An 18,103-nucleotide genomic window follows, 5' to 3' on the forward strand; every position below is an offset into this window, starting at 1 on the left:
GACCATGGGGGACACCTCCGTGCCTGGCGGCGACCGTGGTGTCGGTGGCGGCACTCGTCACCGTCCCAGCTCGACTCCAGCCGAAAGTTTCAGGACAGCATTCTCCCTAGCAAAGGCCCCATGAGGTGCGCAGATCGAGCGTCGTCGCACCGAAACTTTTGGAGCGTCATTGACATATTTCGGGGAGGTTTCCACACTGGGTCCCTCAACGTGATCCGGTAATGGAGGCTCAGGCATGCGCACAAACCCCCCACCCGCGCCTGAAACCCGACGACCCCCCGGCGGTTTCGGCGGTTTCCGCCGGATGGTGGCCGTCGGGGTCATCGGCTTGGTCGCACCCTTGGTGGCGTCCCTGCCCGCCGAGGCCGCGGAGACCACGCTGGGCGCGGCGGCCGCACAGAGCGGGCGCTACTTCGGCACCGCCATCAACGCCTCCAAACTCGGCGAGTCGGCCTACACGACGATCGCCAACCGCGAGTTCAACATGGTGACCGCCGAGAACGAGATGAAGATCGACGCCACCGAACCCAACCGGGGGCAGTTCACCTTCACCAACGCCGACCGCGTCTACAACTGGGCCGTGCAGAACGGCAAGCAGGTGCGCGGCCACACCCTGGCCTGGCACTCCCAGCAGCCGGGCTGGATGCAGTCACTGTCCGGCAGCACGCTGCGGCAGGCGATGATCGACCACATCAACGGCGTCATGGCCCACTACAAGGGCAAGATCTACGCCTGGGACGTGGTCAACGAGGCCTACGCCGACAGCGGCGGCGGCCGGCGCGACTCCAACCTCCAGCGCACCGGCAACGACTGGATCGAGGTGGCCTTCCGCACCGCCCGCACCGCCGACCCGGCCGCCAAGCTCTGCTACAACGACTACAACATCGACAACTGGACCTGGGAGAAGACGCAGGGCGTCTACAACATGGTCCGCGACTTCAAGTCGCGCGGCGTGCCGATCGACTGCGTCGGCCTCCAGGCCCACTTCAACAGCGGCAGCCCCTACAACAGCAACTTCCGCACCACGATCTCCAGCTTCGCCGCCCTCGGCGTGGACGTACAGATCACCGAGCTGGACATCCAGGGCGCCTCCGCCACCACCTACGCCAACGTGGTCAACGACTGCCTGGCGGTGGCCCGCTGCACCGGCATCACCACCTGGGGCGTGCGCGACAGCGACTCCTGGCGCTCCGGCGACACCCCTCTTCTGTTCGACGGCAACGGCAACAAGAAGCCCGCCTACACCTCGGTGCTCAACGCGCTCAACGGCGGCACGAACCCCAACCCCGACACCACGCCGCCGAGCACGCCCGGCACCCCGGCCGCGTCCGGCGTGACCTCCTCCGGCGCGTCCCTGACCTGGACGGCCTCGACCGACTCCGGCGGCTCGGGCCTGGCGGGCTACAACGTCTACCGCGAGCAGGGCGCCACCGACACGCTGCTGGGCCAGTCGTCCACCAACTCGACCACGCTCACCGGCCTGACCGCCGCCACCCAGTACCAGGTGTACGTGCGGGCACGTGACGGCGCGAACAACCTGTCGACCGCCTCCTCGACGGTCACCTTCACCACCACCAGCGGTGGCGGCCCCGGCGGCTCCTGCGCGGCGGCCCCGACCACGCAGACGCAGTGGCAGACCGGGTACGTCATCGAGCCGGTCCGGGTGACGGCGGGCACCTCGGCGATCAGCGGCTGGACGGTCACCTTCACCCTGCCGGCCGGGCACACCATCACCGGCTCGTGGAACACCCAGCTCACCGTGAGCGGCCAGACCGTGACGGCCAGGAACGCCGCGCACAACGGCAACCTCGGCGCGGGCGGCGCCACCGCCTTCGGCTTCCAGGTCAGCCGCCCCGGCGGCGACACCTCGGTGCCGAGCGGCTACACCTGCGCCTGACCGCCTCTCCTCCCTGGCCCATCCACGCCCCACCGGGCGCGGGTGGGCCAGTGGCCTGCGCGGGCGGCGGGGCTTGCGGCGTCCCTCGCAGCCCGTACCCTGGCGGCAGGGGCGGGTCCGGGCGGCGTCGGAGGGCAGGTACTACGCGATGACCGAGGATTTCCAGGCGTACTCCGACGAGATCCGCAGGCAGCACGAGCGGGCCCAGGCACGAGCCCGGCGGGCCGGCGAGCGCGCCGCGCAGCTCAAGCAGTGGCTACGGGAGCTCAGCGTGCGGGGCGGCTCCTACACCGTGGCCGAGACCCGGGCACGCGACGCCGCCGAGCGGACCGAGGAGGCGATGCAGGCGGCGGACGAGGCCGAGGCCGAGGCTCGAGCCGGATACCGGCGTGCCGCCTGGGCGGTGCGGCGGGCCGCCAGCATGCACGAGCAGGCCGCCGATCTGGGCATCGGTGATGTGCAGCGGCATCGCCGCCGCGCGGAGGAACTGCGCGCGGAAGCCCTTGAGGACGACCGGCGAGCCTGACGCGCGGGGTGGACTCTGACCGCGGTCACGGTTCAGCGTGCCTGACGCGTGGGGTGGATTTTCGCGGCGGTCACGGCTCAGCGTGCCGCCCGGCTCGGCGCTCCGCGATCGCGTCGAAGCTGGTGCGCAGGCGCTCCTGCTGCTCGCGCAGGCTGAAGCGGATCTCACGGGCCGCTGTGGCGATGCGCCTGCTGTCGCGGCGGATCTGCGTGGCCTGCGACTTGAGCCGTGCCGCGGTCGCGTAGAGCTCTTCCTGCCCGAAATCTTCCATCATCATCTTCGCCGTACGGTGTCCGATTCCTTCGAGGTCCACTGTTGCGTAGCGGCCATCGCTGGTCAGTACACGAGACGCTCATTCTCCTCGCCACTGTCCGCTGAGCGATAGAGGCGCGTGGCGTTCAGCGCGGAGGAGCCTCGGCCGGGGCGTGCAGGGTTTCGCGAGGCGTGCGCCCGTAGGCGGCCATGTAGGTGAGGGAGAACCGTCCAGGATGGAAGAAGCCCCAGCGGGCCGCGACCGCCGCCACCGTGGTCGTGCGGGGATCATTCGTCTTCAGCTCGTCGTGCGCGTGGGCCAGCCGCACCTGGCGCAGGTAACCCAGCGGGGTGGTACCGAGATGCCTGCGGAAGGCGTACTGCAGGGCGCGGGTGCTGACCCGGGCGGCGGCGGCGATGTCGTTGATGCCCAGCGGCTCGTCGGCGTGCGCGTCGATGTGGGCGATGGCGCGGCGCAGCGCCTTGGGATGGGCGTCGCGGCCGTCCTGGGCGGTGGCGTCGGCGGTGGCGTTGCTGGGCAGCGCCACCAGCACGCTGGCCGCCAGCAACTGTCCGGCGGTGGAGACCACCAGCGGCTGATCGGCCAGCTCCGGGTTGGCCAGCACGTCGTCGCGCAGGTAGGCGATGGTGCGCGCCAGGTGCTGACCGGCGACGGCGGAGACGGGCCGGTGCCCCAGCAGCCGCACGGGCTCGGGCCGGCGGCCGGGGAGAGTTCCGGCGACCTGCTGCATCAGGGCGGGGTCGAACATGATGATGTGGTAGCGCGAGCGGCGGATCTGCCCCGTGTAGGGCAGGTCGTGCGGCGCGAACAGCACCGCGTCCCCCGGCCCGAACACCTCCTGGTCGCCGCCCGCGACCTGCTGCGCGATGGTCCCGGACTCCACGGTGCACAGGCACACCTTGCCCAGCGGGTTGACGTCGTAGCTCATGGCGAAGTCGAGCCGCAACCGGTCGATGCTCACCGTGCCCATGACCTGGCGCGAGATCACGGCGCGCGGGCTGGGCACGTCGGATCCGATCCGCATCCTGGCGTAGGCCTTGTTGAGGAACTCCTCGGTCTGTCCGAGATCACGGCTTTCGAAGGTCAACGGCTCCATCGAACGCTCCGCTCGTCAAGCCCGCTCCGACCGCACTCGTGCTCGCAGGCGAGGCGAGCTGGTCCTTTCGTGATACTAGTGCCCCTTATGGCGGAGACAGTGCGTGGCCGCCGCACCTTGGGGTCAGGGGCCATGGTGACCGTTCGCCCACCGCCGTTCAGCCTCAGCGCGGTGACCTCCTGGAAGCCCTCGTCCAGGCCGGGGTACGCGTTTCCGCATGGACGCACGGCCGGTCACCACCCTCGCGGCCCGGCTTCACTCCTGGCGTCAGGGCCTGCGTCCCCAGGCCTGCACCAGCAGGCTCTCGCGCACGACGGTGACCGGGCGGGCGAGATGCGCGCCGAGCTCGCTCTTCAAGGTCGCCAAGGTGTCCGGATCCATGCCGCCGGCAAGGAGCCGCTCGCCGAACAGGCCGGCGAACTGCAGCAGCAGCCGCTGGCAGGGGCTGCGCGGACGCCAGTAGAAGGCGTGCGCCGCCGTGTGCACCTCCTGGCAGCCCGCAGCGTCACGCAGCAGGCTCGGCAGCCGGGCCCCGACGTGCACGTCCCCACCGAACACCGGGGCGATCACGGCCTTGAGCGCGTCCCAGGCGGGGTGGGGCGGGTCGCACTGCCAGGTGGCCCAGTCATACTCCTGCACGGCGATCCAGCCGCCGGGCCGGGTGACCGCCGCCATGGCCGACACGATCGCCGCCGGGTCGGCGCTGTTGATCAGCAGCAGCCGGCAGTGAGCCAGGTCGAAGGCCGGCCCGTCGTCGGCGGAGAGCCTGCCCAGCTCGGTGGTGACGTTGGTCAGGCCCAGCCGTGCGACGGACTGCCGCGCCCAGGCGATCATCTGCTCGTTGTCGTCCAGGCCGACGACGCTGCCGCTCGGGCCGACCGCGTCGCTGAGCAGGTCGAGGACGCCCAAGGGCCCGCAGCCCACGTCGATGGCGCGGGCCGGCGCGGGCAGCGCAAGGCGTCCGAGGAGCTGCCGGGCGGCGTCGCGCAGGAGGTCGCCCTGCGAGAGCAGCCGCCGGCGCTCAGCGCTGGAGGCGCCGAGGAGGTAGGCGGAGTCATGAGGCGCTGAAGCCGTACGGGTCACCTGGGTTTCCTTGCTCACGGGCGCGGCCATTACTGAGACGTTGCTCAGAGTAGTTTTATCATTACACTGAGCGAGCAGCGGTGGGGGACAGCCCCGCCGGCCACGAAGGAGACCCGACATGTCGGTGAACCCGAACTTCCGCATGACCCGCCTGCGCGCCCGCTTCTCCCTGCTCGACGTCAACGGCGACGGCCGGTTGCGGGCCGACGACTTCGCCCTGCTCGCCGGCCGCGTCTGCGCCGCACTCGGCGCGGACCCGAACTCCGCCAAGGCCCTCGCCCTGGCCGAAGGCTGCCGCACGTACTGGGAGGGCCTGGCGGCGATCTCCGACAGCGACGGCGACGGGGTCGTCACCTTCCAGGAGTACGCGGCGGCCGTCCCCGACGCCGACCACTTCGACAAGCACGGCTCGCCGTACGCCCGGGCGCTGACCGCCCTGGCCGACATCGACGACGACGGGCAGGTCGAGCACATCGACTTCGTCGCCTGCATGACGGCCATCGGCTTCGCCATGCCGCAGGTGGAGCAGCTCTTCGCCACGCTGGCGAGCCACGGCGGCCGCGTCACCACCGACGCCTGGTCCGCGGCCATCAAGGCGTACTACGTCAGCACCTCGGCGCATACCCCCGGACAGCTACTGGCCACCGAACCTGCATGACGACCACCAGCCCCGCGTCGCAGTGGCCCGGCCCCGCCCCGCACGGCGAGGGCGGGCCGCCCGGCCAGCCGACGCGACCCGGCCTTCCGCACGACCAGCGCAGCCGGTCCGACAGCCCGCGCACCGGCCCTCCGCACGACCAGCGGACCACGCCTGGCAGCCCGCGCACCGGCCCTGCGCCCTACCGGCCCGCGGGCCTGTCGCCGCTGCCGGTCGGCTCCTTCGCCAGCGCGGTCACCCGCATGCTGCTGGCCGGCGACGGCTCGACCACCCTGCTGCTGGAGGCGCTGACCGGCGGGCCGATCGGCGTCCGCCTGCAAGGCCTGGACATCCGGCCCGCCGCCGGCCTGCCCGCCGACGTGCGAGCCCTGCTCCGGCTCACCGACGACTGCGCCGTCGCCGTCCGCCACTCGCTGCTGCACGACCACCACGGCACACCGGTCTCCCACAACGAGGTGATCGCCTCACTGAGCGCTCCCATCTTGCGGCAGATCGCCACCGACCCCGTCCGCCCGCTCGGGCCCAACCTGATCGCCCACGACATCGAGCACGGCCGCCACCTGCGCTCCACCGGGCTGGCCCGCTGGAGCGCGGAGGAGCGCGCCGCCGTGTCCAAGGCCTACCTGATCCGCGCCGCGGACACCCCTCTCATGCTCGTCTGGGAGATCTTCAACCCGGCCGTCGTCCCGCCCTCCCGCCACGGCGGTCCGTGAGGCGGCGTCCCAGTAGTCTTGGGGAAAGCTTGGGGTGCGCGAGCGGAGGCCATGGCGTGATGCGGCTGGAGCGGGGTTCGGGTCGGCTGTACGGCATGATGCTCGCGCTGGCCGCGGTGGTCCTCGTCGTGGACCAGCTCACCAAGCTCTGGGCGGTCTCCACGCTGTCCGACAGCGAACGCGTCCCCGTGATCCCCCCGCTGATCCACTTCCGGCTGCTGTACAACGCCGGCGCCGCGTTCTCCCTGGGCGCCGGCGCCACCTGGCTGTTCGCCCTGGCGGCGGCGGCCGCGGTGATCGGCATCCTCTACACCGCGCGCCGGCTGGCCTCGACAGGCTGGGCGCTCGTGCTGGGCGTGCTGCTCGGCGGCGCGGTGTCCCACCTGGGCGATCGGCTCTTCCGCGAGCCCGGCTTCGCCCGCGGGCACGTCGTGGACTTCATCGACTACGGCCCGTTCGTCGGCAACGTCGCCGACATCGCGCTCACCTGCGGGGCCGCTGCCATGGTGCTGCTCAGCCTGCGCGGCGTGTCGCTCGCCAGGGACGGTGAGGAAGAGCCCGCCTGAGGACTGTCGTTCGCGGGGCCGGATCAAGTGTCAGAAAGGTGCAAAACGCCGCCCGCGGGGCGTGGCGTGCTGTTACCTTCGCACGGTGGACGACATACGTGCACGGGCGGAGGCGATCGAGGGTTTCGCGACCATCCTGCGAGAGTTACGCAGCGCAGTCGGTAACCCCCCTTTCCGCGAGATGTCCGGCCGGTCGGGGGCGATCTCCCACACGACGTTGCACGAAGCCACGAAGGGTAACCGGCTCCCGAGCTGGGAGACCACCGTGGAGTTCGTCAAGGCTTGTGGCGCGGACCCGGCGGCGTACCGCGAACGCTGGGAGAGCGCCAACCAGGCGGTCAGACCGGCGGGCGCCGGGAATCCAGCGGCCCACGCGGAACCCGCGGTCACGGAGCCTCCCGCGGGAGAGGAAGGCGGGCGGCGCCGGCTGACCCACCCGGCCGCGCTGGCGGCGGCGGTGGTCATCCTGACGGGAGCGGCGGTCCTCACGGTGGTCGCCGTCAACCGCGGCTCTCAGCCCCCCGCGCAAAGCCTGCACGTGACCGCCACCTCGTCCGTCGTCGCGTTCTCACCGGCCACCTGCCCCGTGCCCGCGACCAACCCGCCCTGGGCGGCGCCGCTGCACGAAGGCGACAAGGCCGAGTTCGTCGAGGACGTCACGCTCCCCGACTGCACCCGCGTCGGCGCCGGCGAGACCGTGACCAAGGTCTGGCGGCTCAAGAACGCCGGTTCTGTGCCGTGGAAGGGATACTCGCTGCGCCGCCTCGACCCGACGCAGCAGGCCGACCAGTGCCAGACCATCTCCGACGTGCCGATCGCGGACACGCAGCCGGGGGAGACGGTCGACATCCGGACCGACGTCACCACGCCCCGCAAGCCCGGCCTGTGCTACGTGCGCTTCAAGATGGTGGACGCCACCGGGGCGATCGTGTTCCCCGGCAGCCGGCCGATCAACTTCCAGCTCATCGTGGACGGCTCCGGCTCCCCGCCGTGACCATGCGGCGGGGAGCCGGAGCCGGACGACGAGGTCAGGAGGCCGAGGCGCTGAGCGCGATCCCCGTGTAGTAGTGCTGCAGGATCCTGGTGTAGCTCCAGCCCGCCGCGGCCTTGTCGCGGGAGCCGTACTGCGACATCCAGTCGCCGTTGACCCAGTTGCCGCAGGCCGTCGTCGTGGCGCAGTACTGCGCCCGGAAGATCTTCCCGCCACGGGTCAGCCGGGTGCCCCACGTCGCGTCCACCGCGGCGCTCGTCACCGCCTTCGCGGAGCCGGGCTCGTACACCTGGCTCGACGTGTGGTCGTAGACGTCGAAGCACTGGCCGCTCGACGTCTTGCGGTTGGAGTGCAGCGCCCAGTACCAGCCGAAGTTCTTCACGGCCATCGCCCCGGCCTTCAGCGACTCCTTCGGCCAGCTCGACACCCACTCGTTGGGCAGGACGTTCTTGACGTAGGTCTTGAAGTCCACCCGTTCCACCCGGTTCACGGCAGTCCGGTACACGAGGATCGTCGTGGGCAGCTTCGTGTCCGTGCCGTCGGTCTTGCACCCGGTGGGCGACGCGGACGGGCCGAACTGGTGCGAGGCGTTCTGGTTCTTGAGTGTGGCGTTCAGGTTGCCCTTGGCGCCTGCGGCGAAGTCCTGGTAGGCGCCGGTGTGTCCGGTGTTGAAGTAGACGCGGACGGTCTTGGTGCTGCGGTTCCAGACGGAGGCGGCGGCGTTCTTGATGCATTGGCCCTTGCCTGCGCCGGGGCCCTTGAAGTCGTAGCAGGTGGGCTGGGTGGTGGCGTAGTCGGCGATCGATCCGGTGAAGTCGGAGACCGATCCCTGGTTGCCGCTGTTGAAGTAGTAGCAGAACTCGCCGCTGTCGCAGACGCCGTCGCGGCCGGCGGCCGAAGCGGGCGCGGCGGTGGCAAGGACCGTCCCGCCGAGCGCCACTGCGGCGAGCCCCGATAACAGTCGTGAGAGCACAGTCGTCTTCCCTTCGCTCTATCGGACGCTGTAGCCCTGGGAGTTCCAGAACGAGGTCGGGTTCGGGTTGTCCAGGTGCGGGTCGCCGACGCTCTTGGCCGCCCGCGTCTGCCGTCCGAGGCGCATCTCGACGTGGGTGTGCGCGGACGCGCTGCTCGACACCCCGCGCCACGACTCGGTGGCGATGACCTGGCCGCGGGTCACCGTCTGGCCCACGCGCAGCGAGGAGAGCGGAGCGGAGTGCAGGTAGATCACCGTCTTGTTCGCCGAGGCGTTGTAGATGGCGATGGTGGACAGGTTCGCCCTGCCGGTCGCCCCGCGTACCACGTTGATGACCTGACCCGCCACGAGAGCGTGCACGTTCGAGCCCACGCCGCGCGCGATGTCGATGCCCTCGTGCCGGCCCGCGGTGTTGGTGTAACCGTCGAACCCGCAGGTGATGGTGCCGCTGGCCGTGTAGAGCGAGTACGACATCCTGCTGCGCGACGACGCGGACGGGCCGAACTCGTGCGAGGCGTTCTGGTTCTTGAGCGTGGCGTTCAGGTTGCCCTTGGCGCCTGCGGCGAAGTCCTGGTAGGTGCCGGTGTGTCCGGTGTTGAAGTAGACGCGGACGGTCTTGGTGCTGCGGTTCCAGACGGAGGCGGCGGCGTTCTTGATGCATTGGCCCTTGCCTGCGCCGGGGCCTTTGAAGTCGTAGCAGGTGGGCTGGGTGGTGGCGTAGTCGGCGATCGATCCGGTGAAGTCGGAGACCGATCCCTGGTTGCCGCTGTTGAAGTAGTAGCAGAACTCGCCGTTGTCACAGACGCCGTCGCGGTTCGCGGCCGAGGCGGGCGTCGCGGCGGCGAGCAGCCCCCCGCCGAGCGCCATCGCGGTGAGGATGCTGGCGAACGTTCTCATGCTGTTCTCCTTTATTCGGGTGATGGTGGCGAAGACCGGGTCAGCGGCGCCGGTACTCCTCCCAGGTGCGGATGGTCACCGCCGGGCCGTCGTCCCGGCCGCGGTTGGCGAGCCCGTTCAGACCGAGGTAGTAGTCGCCGACCTGGTGCTGGGCCTGGCCGGACAGGCTCGGGTCGCTGATGGCGGCGGCGTGGATGTGCCACGGCCAGTCGCCCTGCTGAGGGCTGCGCAGCCACGCGGCGAAGCCGACCCGGCGCAACGCGCGGACGGTCGCGGTGCGGGTGGCGGCGCTCATCCCCGCCACCGAGACGTCCACGACGCCGCCGCCGTCGTGGGTGCCCGCCGAGGTCGGGTCGCCGCCGGGGTTGTACGAACCCTGATCCAGCGCGAAGTCGCGGCCGAGCAGCCGCTTGGCCTCCGTCAGCATGCTGTGCGTACGGGCGTTGACGACGAACCCGCCGGTGGACACCCGCCCGCCCGGATTGATCACGGCCGTGACCTTGAAACGGCCGGCGCCCAGCTTGGTGAGGGACGTCTTCCCCGGCAGGCCGTTGGCGTCGAGACCCGTGAGGCCGAGCGACTTCTGGTACTTCGCGTAGGCGGCGACCGTGGTGGTGCCGAAGTACCCGTCCACCCACTTCGCGTCCAGCAGCCGCTGGTCGCGAAGCGCCTGCTCCACCAGGAGCACACTGGCCTCGGCACCCGGGGTCAGCGTGTCATCGGGCCGCCGCGGGTCGATCTGGGCCGCCTTGACGGTGGCTTCCATGTTGACGCTAGGCAGGACCCCCGCCTCGGCCGCCTGCGTCCCGAGCGCTCCGGTCAGCAGCGAGGCGGACAGGAAGGCCGGTATCAGGATGGTGGGCAGCGTCATGGCGACTCCTGGTGCGGGGGTGAGGGGCGGTGCCTGAGCGGCGGACACCAACGTCGCCGTCCGCCTCGCGTGTCCGCAAGGAATCGGTGTTGTCAGCCTGTTCGGCGTGCTGTCTTACGGGCGTTCGCGCAGGTGGGAGGCACGCTCACTGACGTGTGCGCGAACGGGCCTCGGCGGCCCAGTGCGGTGCGTTCCACCGGTCGGCGACGGCGGCGGCCCGGGCGAAGTGGGCGGCGGCCTCGTCGGCGCGGCCCAGGAGGACGGCCAGCTCGCCGAGAGTGTGGGCGACCGGGCGCACCGCCACCGACAGGCTCTCGGCGCCCGCCGGAGGCCCGTCGCGGTGCGGAAGCAGCGTCGCGTAGATCTCCTCGGCCGCGTCGCGGTCGTCCAGCGCGACGACGGCCATCGCGCGCAGCGAGGTGAAGAAGGTGAAGAAGAAGTCGGGACGGATCGGGCCGGCTGACGCGCGGGCCTCGCGGGCCTCGGCGTCCAGGCCGTTGGCGTGGAGGGCGAGCGCGAGCAGGTCGCAGGTCATGGGGCCGAGCATGGCGTGCAGGGCGCGCACGTCGTCCAGGTGCGCGCCGAGCGTGCCCTCGTTCAGCCGGATCGTGGCCAGGGCGAGCTGCAGGAAGCCCGTGGCGTGCACCGATCCGATGCGCCGCATGCCCTCGGCGGCCTCGGCGAAGAGATGTTCCGCGTCGGCGAACCGGCCTTCGATGAGCGCCAGGCCCGCCAGCGTGATCTCGGTGACGGCGATCGCCTCGCGCACCCGGTAGGCGCGCGCCAGCTCCAGGGCCTCGGTGGTCACCTGGCGCATGGTCGCCGGGTCGTTGCCGGCGGCGGCGACGGCGGCATGGTTGAGCAGCCCGGTGATGCGGTAGACCGGCAGATCGTGCTCGGTGCCGAGCCGCACCAGCTCCCGGCAGAGCCCGGCGTCGCCGTGCACCTCGGACAGGATCTGGAGTGCCGCGGCCCGCAACCGGGGTTCGGTGGCGAGGTCGAGCGCCTCCCGCGCCGCCTGCGCGACGGTCGGGTCGTCCTCGCCGATCAGCTCGCCGGCGTACGCCGTCAGGAGCCTGGACCGCACAGAAGGAGTCAGGTCACGCTTCAGCAGGCGGCTCAGCCGGTCGACGACGACCCGGTCCACGGTGCCGTACGTGCGGGCCTGCCAGGGGGTCGGCTCCGTCCACGCGGTGAACGCGGCGATCATCAGGTCGTCGCGGCCCAGGGACTCCGCGTACTCCACGGCTTCGCGGCGGGTCTCGCGGGCGGCCGCGACGGCTCCCGACCGGATCTGCGCGCGCAGCAGCCTGCCGAGCAACTCGACGCGTTCGTCCGGCCCGGTCGCGTTGGCGACGGCGTCCGCGAGGAGGCCGGCCGCCACGTCGTGGGCGTAGCGGGCCTCGGCGAGGTCGGCGGCCTGGACGCAGTAGCCGACGGCCTGCGGTGAGCTGGCGCGCGCGTAGTGATGGGCCAGCGCCGCGATGTCGTCGGTGCCTTCGAGGGCGGCGGCGATCCTGGCGTGCATCCGGGTGGCCCGCAGTCTGCTGACGTCGGCGATGAGCGTGTCCCTGACGAGGGCGTGGACGAAGCGGACGCGTCCAGGGCCCGGCTCGTCGAGCAGCCCGGCGATGACGCCCGCGTCCAGGGCGTCCATCACCCCGTCCTCGTCGGTGTCGGCGGCCTTGACCAGGACGTCCACGGAGCTCTCCCGGCCCGCGACCGCGGCGAGCCGCAGAACGGACACGCCCCCCTCGGGCAGGCGAGCGAGGCGGCGGCGCAGGACGTCCCGCACGCCATCCGGAACCTCGGACAGGGCGACCAGCGCGCCTTCGCCGCTCAGCAGCCGGGCGCTCTCGCGCACGTAGAACGGGTTCCCGCCGGTGCGTTCGGCGATCCCCGCGATCGTCTCCTCGTCGGTGTCGCATTCGGCCCGTACGAGCCGCGCGACGGCCTCGTCGTCCAGCCCCGGCAGCGCCAGGCGGAGCGGCGCGGCGCGCGCGAGGGAGGCCAGCGTCTCGGTGAGGCGCCCGCTCTCGTCCGCCCGGTACGCGGCGACGACCAGGACCGGGGCCCGCAGGCCGAGGACGCCGCCGAGCAGTTCGAGCGTGGTGTCGTCCGCCCAGTGCAGGTCGTCCAGCACGACGGCGACCGGGCGTGTCGCGGCGACCGCCGCGAGCCACTTCCACACGGCCCGGCGCAGGCGGAACCGGCCGGCGGTGGCGTCGGCGTTCACCGGCTCGGTGTCGGTCAGCAGCGGCGCGAGGTCGCCCGCGAACTCGCCAGGGGAGGTGACCGCGGCGACGGCGCTCAGCGCCTCCGTCCAGGCCCACGCGGGCGGCGCGCTGTCCACCTCGGGGCAGCGGCCGACGGCGACCAGCCACCCGTCACGTTCGAGCCGCCTGCCGAGGTGTTCCAGCAGCGTCGACTTGCCGAGCCCGGCCTCGCCGGTGACCAGGGCGATGCGGGCCCCCTCGGTGGCGGCCCCGGTGGCTGCTGTGACCAGTGCCGACAGCTCCGCATCGCGTCCGACGAACGACGCCTCGACGGCCGCAGCCGGCCGCGGCAGCGGTGCGACCGGCGGCACGGTTTCGCGCAGGATGTCCGTTCGCTGGGTGAGGATCGCCTCCTCCAACGCCGTCAGGCCCGGGCCCGGGTCGAGCCCCAGCTCTTCGGCGAGGACCCCGCGGGCGCGACGGAGCGTCGCCAGCGCGTCGGCCTGGCGGCCGCTGCTCCACAGCGCCAGGGCGTGCAGCCGCCAGCCTTCCTCGCGCAGCGGTTCCTCGCGGGTGAGCCGTTCGGCCTCGGGCACCACCGCGGCGGGGTCGCCGACGCGCAGCCCGGCCGCGACGCGCAGCTCGGTGGCGACCAGCCGCAGCTCGTTCAGCCGGGCCGTCTCGGCGGCGGCCCACGGCTCGTCGGCGACCTCGGCGTACGCAGGTCCCTGCCACAGCTCCAGCGCCTCGGCGAGCCGGGCCTGTGCGGCGCGCGGGTCGGTGTCCGCGCGCGCCCGGCCCAGCAGGCCCTCGAACCGCCACGCGTCCACGGCCTCCGGCGGCAGCCGCAGCGCGTAGCCCGGCGCGGCGCTCACCAGCAGCCGGGCCGGCGCGCGCGGCGGACGTCCGGGCTCCAGCAACCGGCGCAGGTTGGACACGTACGCCTGCAAGGACATCAGCGCCCGCGCGGGCGGCTCACCGCGCCACAGATCCTCGATCATCCGGTCGACCGGCACGACCTGCCCCCGCGCCGCCACCAGCAACGCCAGCACGCCCCGCTGCCGTGGCCCGCCCAGAGGCACGGGCTCGCCGCCGACCTCGGCCGCGAAAGAGCCCAGTACCCGGATGAAAACCATGATTCCGCTCATCGTACGCGGACGGCTCCAAATCACCTCCAAGTGCCTTCCAAAGCCCCAGGAGCAGCCTGAACACCTCGCCACCGACCGAGGGCAGGAACCCCCGAAGGAGAACACCCATGTCGCTGAAGAAGCTCAACACCGTTCTGGCCGCCGCCGTCGTCCTGTTCACCCTCTACCTCGGGTTGTCCTTCGTCCTGCCGTTCGGGACGACCTTTCCCGGCCTGCCGGACTGGCCCTCCGACGGCAGCGGCTTCTCCATCGTGAAGGGCAGCCGCGAGCTCGCGATAGGCCTGGCCATGGGCGTCCTGCTGGTGACGGGCCAGCGCCGCCCCCTGGGCTGGGTGCTGCTGATGGTGGCCGTCGCCCCGTTCGGCGACATGGTCAACGTCCTGGCCCACCACGGCTCCGCGGTCGCCGCGTACGCCGTCCACGGCCTGACCGCGGTGCTGATCACGGTCACGGGGGCGCTGATGCTCCGCGAGACCGGCAAGGCCTAGAGAACCCGAGCTGACGACAGGGAGACGACAATGACGATCAACGATCTGCGCGGTGTCCTCAAGGGACGCGTGCTCCTGCCCGGCGACGACGGCTTCGGCGAGGCGGCCACCCCGTGGAACCTCACCGTCCGGCAGCCGGTGGCGGCCGTGGTGGAGGCCGCGGACGCCGGCGACGTGGCGGCGCTCGTGCGTCACGCGCGGCGAGCGGGTCTGACGGTGACCACGCAGCCGAGCGGGCATGGCGCCTCCGGTGACGTGGACGGCCTGATCCTGCTGCGCACCGGCCTGCTGAACGAGGTGGAGGTCCGCGCGCAGGAGCGCGTGGTCCGGGTGGGCGCGGGCGCGAAGTGGGGCCAGGTGCTGGCGGCGGCCGGTCCGCTGGGCCTGACCGGCCTGGCCGGCAGCGCGCCCGGCGTCAGCGTGACCGGCTACACCCTGGGTGGCGGGATCGGCTGGTTCAGCCGCGGGCACGGCTTCGCCTCAGGCAGCGTGCGGGCCGTGGACCTCGTGGACGCCGACGGCGAGCCGCGCCGGGTGACCGCCGCGTCCGACCCCGACCTGTTCTGGGCGCTGCGCGGCGGCGGCGGGGACTTCGCGGCGGTGACCGCCCTCGAACTCGACCTGTATCCCGCGCCGTCTCTGTACGGCGGGCGCGTGATCTGGCCGGAGCACCGGACCCGGGAGGTGTTCGAGGCGTTCCTGGAGATCACCGCGGAGGCGCCGCGCGAGCTGAGCGTCTGGATCAACCGGCTCCAGCCGCCCGGCGCGCCGGCGATGGTGACGCTGGACCTGGCCTACCTGGGTGAGGCGGCCCAGGGACAGGACCTGCTGGTGCGCCTCGACAAGATCGAGGACGCGATCTCCGACAGCCGCGGCGTCGTCCCGGTCGCCGGCCTGGGCTCCATCGCCGCCGAGCCGACCGATCCGGCCCCGTCCATCACGCGGGCGGAGCTGCTCACCGGCCTGGACGCGGACGCGGTGGACCTCCTGCTCGCCAAGCCTGTCCAGCCGCTGATCAACGTGCAGATCAGGCACCTGGGCGGGGCGCTGGCCGAGCCGGGCCCCGGTGCGAGCGGCGCGGTGGCGGAGCCGTACCTGCTCGGGATGGTGGGGCTCGGCCTGCCGCACACGGCCGATGCGACGCGCGCCCGTCAGGCCGAGATCGTCACCGGCCTCGGGGCCTACGTCAGCGGTCGCAAGCCGTACACCATGTTGTCGCCCGGGGAGACGGCGGCGCGGTCCTTCTCCGGGGGCACGCTTGAGCGGCTGCGGGAGATCAAGCGGGCCCGCGACCCGCACAACGTGTTCCGCGCGAACTACCCGGTGCTCGGATAGCCGCCGATCACGAGGCGGCTCCCTTCGGCCGGACGGTCGTGGGGGCGCAGCAGCCGTCGTCGCACCGCTCACCGGTGACGGCTGCGGGGACGGGGCAGCAGGCGTTCCCGGCCCAGGCGTCACGACCTTCCTTGACCGCGACGGCGGCGATGACCAGGGCGGCGACCGGGTCGGCCCAGGACCAGCCGAACAGGCTGTTCAGCGCCAGGCCCACCAGCAGCACGCCCGACAGGTAGGTGCACAGCAGGGTCTGCCTGGAGTCGGCCACGGCGGAGGCGGAGCCGAGCTCACGGCCGGCGCGGCGCTGGGCGTACGACAGGAACGGCATGATGACCAGGCTCGCAGCGGCCAGGATCAGGCCTGCGGTGGAGTGCTCCGCCTCGCCTGCGCCGAGCAGGGCGCGGACGGCGTCGGCGGTGACGTAGGCGGCCAAGGCGAAGAACGAGATCGCGATGACGCGCAGCGCGGCCCGTTCCCGGCGTTCGTGGTCGGCGGCGGAGAACTGCCAGGCCACCGCCGCGGCGGAGGCGACCTCCACCACGGAGTCCAGGCCGAACCCGATCAGTGCGGCGGAGCCGGCGACGGTGCCGGCGGTGATGGCCACGGCGGCTTCGATCACGTTGTAGGTGATGGTGGCCGCGACCAGCAGCCGGATGCGGCGCCGCAGCACCGCCCGCCGGTCCGGGGCGGGGGAGCTCAGGGTGGTCATGTGACGCCCTCTCCCGCCTGTTCGGCGAGATCGATCCCGGCGTGCCGGTCGCCGTGGACCGGGCGCAGCACCACGGCGTGGCCCGTGGCGGAGAGCAACTGCTCGGCGGAGGCCAGCAGGTCCATCAGCTCGGGCCGGGTCAGGGAGTAGAAGGACTGGCGGCCTTCCGCACGGTAGTCGACCAGGTCGCAGTCACGCAGGCAGGCCAGATGCTTGGACACCGTCGACTGGGCCAGCCCCAGCTCCGCGGTCAGGTCCACCACCCGGGCCTCACCGCGGGCGAGCCGGGCCACGATGCGCAGCCGCGTCCCATCGGCCAGGGAGTGGAACAGCGCCGCCGCCGGAGAGACGCCGGCCGCGATGTCGGCGCTGACACACCGGCCACCATCAGAATCAATCGCCATATGGCGATGATATCCCGGGTAGGCGGTTCCGGCCATCGCGCGGTTCAGATGCGGCTGACGGCCTGAATCGCTGGGCGCACCTGGGCCGGCGAGGTGCGCCAGGGGGCACCGTGGCCAGGGAGGACCCAGGACGCGGACGCCCCGGCGATGCGGTCGAGCGAGGAGAGCGCTTCGGCCGGGTCGTCGGTGAAGGGCGCCGGCTGGGGGCCGTGCGTCCGGTGAGGACGTGCCGCGTGGTCAGGGCGTCACCGGCGAAGACCGCGTCGGCGAGCGGAACGTGCACCGCCACGCTTCCTGGAGAGTCTTGAGCTTCTCTCCTGTGCGGGCGCGGACGGCGTCGATGAGCGTGATGCCCTCGGGGCCGCTCGGTGAGGGCCGGTGGGACCAGCGTCAAGGGCCCGCGAGCGGATCCGGATGCAGGCGTACGTAGTCGGCCGCCGCCTGCGTGAACGCGCGCACGCGGGCGCTCTCAGCGGAGGCCAGCCACACCAGCCGCCACTCGAACGGCCGGCCATCGTGGATCGGCACGTAGGTGACGTCCGGCCGTGAGTCGTAGCGGGGCGCGTGCGCGGGCACGACGAAGATCCCCTTGCCCGCCCCGATGAGCGCGAGCATCTCCTGGATGGTCCCGAACGTGAGGCCGCGCGGGACCGGCAGGCCGCCCGGCGTGGTGTGCGGCACCACCAGCGCGTCCACCTCGTCGCTGAACTCCCTGGGCCGCAGCACCCTGTCGCGGGCCAGGTCCTCCACCGAGACCGACTCGCGGCGCGCGAACGGGTGCCGCGAGGAGACCGCCAGCACCGGCTGCTCGCGGAACAGGATCGGCCCCTCGGCCACCTCTGGCTCCAGCGACGGCGCGCCGACCAGCAGGACGTCGATCTGGTCGCCGTGCAGGAGCGAGGTGCCGTCGGCGTAGCGGCTCTCGGTGATCTGCACCTCGCACTCGGGGTGGCGGCCGTGGAAGAGATCGGAGACCTCGATCACGAACTGGCCGACCGCGGTGCCCACGAACCCCACCCGCAGCACGCCGTCGATGCCCCTGCCCGCGGCCACGGCCCGGGCGATGCCGTCCTCGATCTGCTGGAAGGCGGGTCGTACGTCGTCGAAGAGGCGCTGACCGACGGGGGTGAGCGCGACCTGACGGCTGGTGCGTTCGAACAGCGGGACGCCGACGCGGCGCTCGATCCTCTTGATCGTCTGGCTGACGCGGGCGGTGGAGACGTGCAGCCGCTCCGCGGTGCGTCCGAAGTGCAGCTCC

18 protein-coding genes are annotated in these 18,103 nt (G+C 72.2%); 8 read left to right on the forward strand and 10 right to left on the reverse strand.

Going from position 1 to position 18,103, the window contains the following annotated elements; genetic code table 11:
• Positions 1–328 precede the first annotated feature (328 nt).
• The gene (locus FXF51_RS59805; protein WP_262380663.1) at positions 329–1,897 is read left to right on the forward strand and encodes an endo-1,4-beta-xylanase; all 1,569 of its coding nucleotides are present in this window, start codon (positions 329–331) and stop codon (positions 1,895–1,897) included.
• 148 nt (positions 1,898–2,045) lie between these two features.
• Complete coding sequence (locus FXF51_RS59810) at positions 2,046–2,423, forward strand: hypothetical protein (protein ID WP_148443762.1); 378 nt, start codon at positions 2,046–2,048, stop codon at positions 2,421–2,423.
• 70 nt (positions 2,424–2,493) lie between these two features.
• On the opposite strand, the gene FXF51_RS59815 is transcribed toward FXF51_RS59810, so the two are convergent.
• From FXF51_RS59815 to FXF51_RS59825, 3 genes are all read right to left on the reverse strand, one after another.
• A complete protein-coding gene (locus FXF51_RS59815) occupies positions 2,494–2,700 on the reverse strand; it encodes a hypothetical protein (protein WP_148443763.1) in 207 nt (68 codons plus the stop codon).
• A gap of 121 nt (positions 2,701–2,821) precedes the next feature.
• Entirely contained in the window at positions 2,822–3,793 is a 972-nt protein-coding gene (locus FXF51_RS59820) for a helix-turn-helix transcriptional regulator (protein ID WP_148443764.1), read from the reverse strand.
• Between the two features lie 267 nt (positions 3,794–4,060).
• Complete coding sequence (locus tag FXF51_RS59825; RefSeq protein ID WP_187415204.1) at positions 4,061–4,906, reverse strand: methyltransferase domain-containing protein; 846 nt, start codon at positions 4,904–4,906, stop codon at positions 4,061–4,063.
• An 88-nt stretch (positions 4,907–4,994) separates the two neighbouring features.
• On the opposite strand from FXF51_RS59825, the gene FXF51_RS59830 reads away from it, so the two are divergent.
• The 4 genes from FXF51_RS59830 to FXF51_RS59845 all read left to right on the forward strand — a co-directional run bounded on the left by FXF51_RS59830 (position 4,995) and on the right by FXF51_RS59845 (position 7,807).
• Positions 4,995–5,534, forward strand: coding sequence for an EF-hand domain-containing protein (locus FXF51_RS59830; protein WP_148443766.1), 540 nt, complete (start codon positions 4,995–4,997; stop codon positions 5,532–5,534).
• Complete coding sequence (locus tag FXF51_RS59835; protein ID WP_148443767.1) at positions 5,531–6,247, forward strand: chorismate--pyruvate lyase family protein; 717 nt, start codon at positions 5,531–5,533, stop codon at positions 6,245–6,247. Before FXF51_RS59830 ends, FXF51_RS59835 begins: the two co-directional genes overlap by 4 nt.
• A 59-nt stretch (positions 6,248–6,306) precedes the next feature.
• Complete coding sequence (locus FXF51_RS59840; RefSeq protein WP_148443778.1) at positions 6,307–6,813, forward strand: signal peptidase II; 507 nt, start codon at positions 6,307–6,309, stop codon at positions 6,811–6,813.
• An 85-nt stretch (positions 6,814–6,898) separates the two neighbouring features.
• A complete protein-coding gene (locus tag FXF51_RS59845) occupies positions 6,899–7,807 on the forward strand; it encodes an NBR1-Ig-like domain-containing protein (RefSeq protein WP_148443768.1) in 909 nt (302 codons plus the stop codon).
• A 34-nt stretch (positions 7,808–7,841) separates the two neighbouring features.
• Here the strand turns inward: FXF51_RS59845 and FXF51_RS62325 are convergent, their stop codons facing one another.
• The 4 genes from FXF51_RS62325 to FXF51_RS59865 form a co-directional block, all read right to left on the reverse strand.
• Positions 7,842–8,777, reverse strand: a complete 936-nt coding sequence (locus FXF51_RS62325) for a SpoIID/LytB domain-containing protein (RefSeq protein WP_222871993.1) — start codon at positions 8,775–8,777, stop codon at positions 7,842–7,844.
• Between the two features lie 18 nt (positions 8,778–8,795).
• On the reverse strand, positions 8,796–9,674 hold the full coding sequence (locus tag FXF51_RS59855; RefSeq protein WP_148443769.1) for a peptidoglycan DD-metalloendopeptidase family protein: 879 nt from the start codon (positions 9,672–9,674) through the stop codon (positions 8,796–8,798).
• A gap of 40 nt (positions 9,675–9,714) precedes the next feature.
• On the reverse strand, positions 9,715–10,545 hold the full coding sequence (locus FXF51_RS59860) for a peptidoglycan-binding domain-containing protein (RefSeq protein ID WP_148443770.1): 831 nt from the start codon (positions 10,543–10,545) through the stop codon (positions 9,715–9,717).
• Positions 10,546–10,690: 145 nt separating this feature from the next.
• Positions 10,691–13,897 (reverse strand): AfsR/SARP family transcriptional regulator, encoded by a 3,207-nt coding sequence (locus tag FXF51_RS59865; RefSeq protein WP_148443771.1) that lies wholly within the window; start codon positions 13,895–13,897, stop codon positions 10,691–10,693.
• A gap of 119 nt (positions 13,898–14,016) precedes the next feature.
• Between FXF51_RS59865 and FXF51_RS59870 the strand changes: the two genes are divergently transcribed.
• Together FXF51_RS59870 and FXF51_RS59875 are read left to right on the forward strand one after the other, a co-directional pair.
• Complete coding sequence (locus FXF51_RS59870) at positions 14,017–14,397, forward strand: DUF4267 domain-containing protein (RefSeq protein ID WP_148443772.1); 381 nt, start codon at positions 14,017–14,019, stop codon at positions 14,395–14,397.
• Positions 14,398–14,427: 30 nt separating this feature from the next.
• Entirely contained in the window at positions 14,428–15,732 is a 1,305-nt protein-coding gene (locus tag FXF51_RS59875; RefSeq protein ID WP_148443773.1) for an FAD-binding oxidoreductase, read from the forward strand.
• A gap of 7 nt (positions 15,733–15,739) precedes the next feature.
• Here the strand turns inward: FXF51_RS59875 and FXF51_RS59880 are convergent, their stop codons facing one another.
• The 3 genes from FXF51_RS59880 to FXF51_RS59895 form a co-directional block, all read right to left on the reverse strand.
• A complete protein-coding gene (locus FXF51_RS59880; RefSeq protein ID WP_148443774.1) occupies positions 15,740–16,441 on the reverse strand; it encodes a cation transporter in 702 nt (233 codons plus the stop codon).
• Positions 16,438–16,845 (reverse strand): ArsR/SmtB family transcription factor, encoded by a 408-nt coding sequence (locus FXF51_RS59885; protein WP_148443775.1) that lies wholly within the window; start codon positions 16,843–16,845, stop codon positions 16,438–16,440. Before FXF51_RS59885 ends, FXF51_RS59880 begins: the two co-directional genes overlap by 4 nt.
• Before the next feature lie 390 nt (positions 16,846–17,235).
• On the reverse strand, positions 17,236–18,103 hold an 868-nt coding region (locus FXF51_RS59895; RefSeq protein ID WP_148443776.1), incomplete at its 5' end, for a LysR family transcriptional regulator.

The organism is Nonomuraea sp. PA05, assembly GCF_008086045.1.
GTDB lineage: Bacteria > Actinomycetota > Actinomycetes > Streptosporangiales > Streptosporangiaceae > Nonomuraea > Nonomuraea monospora.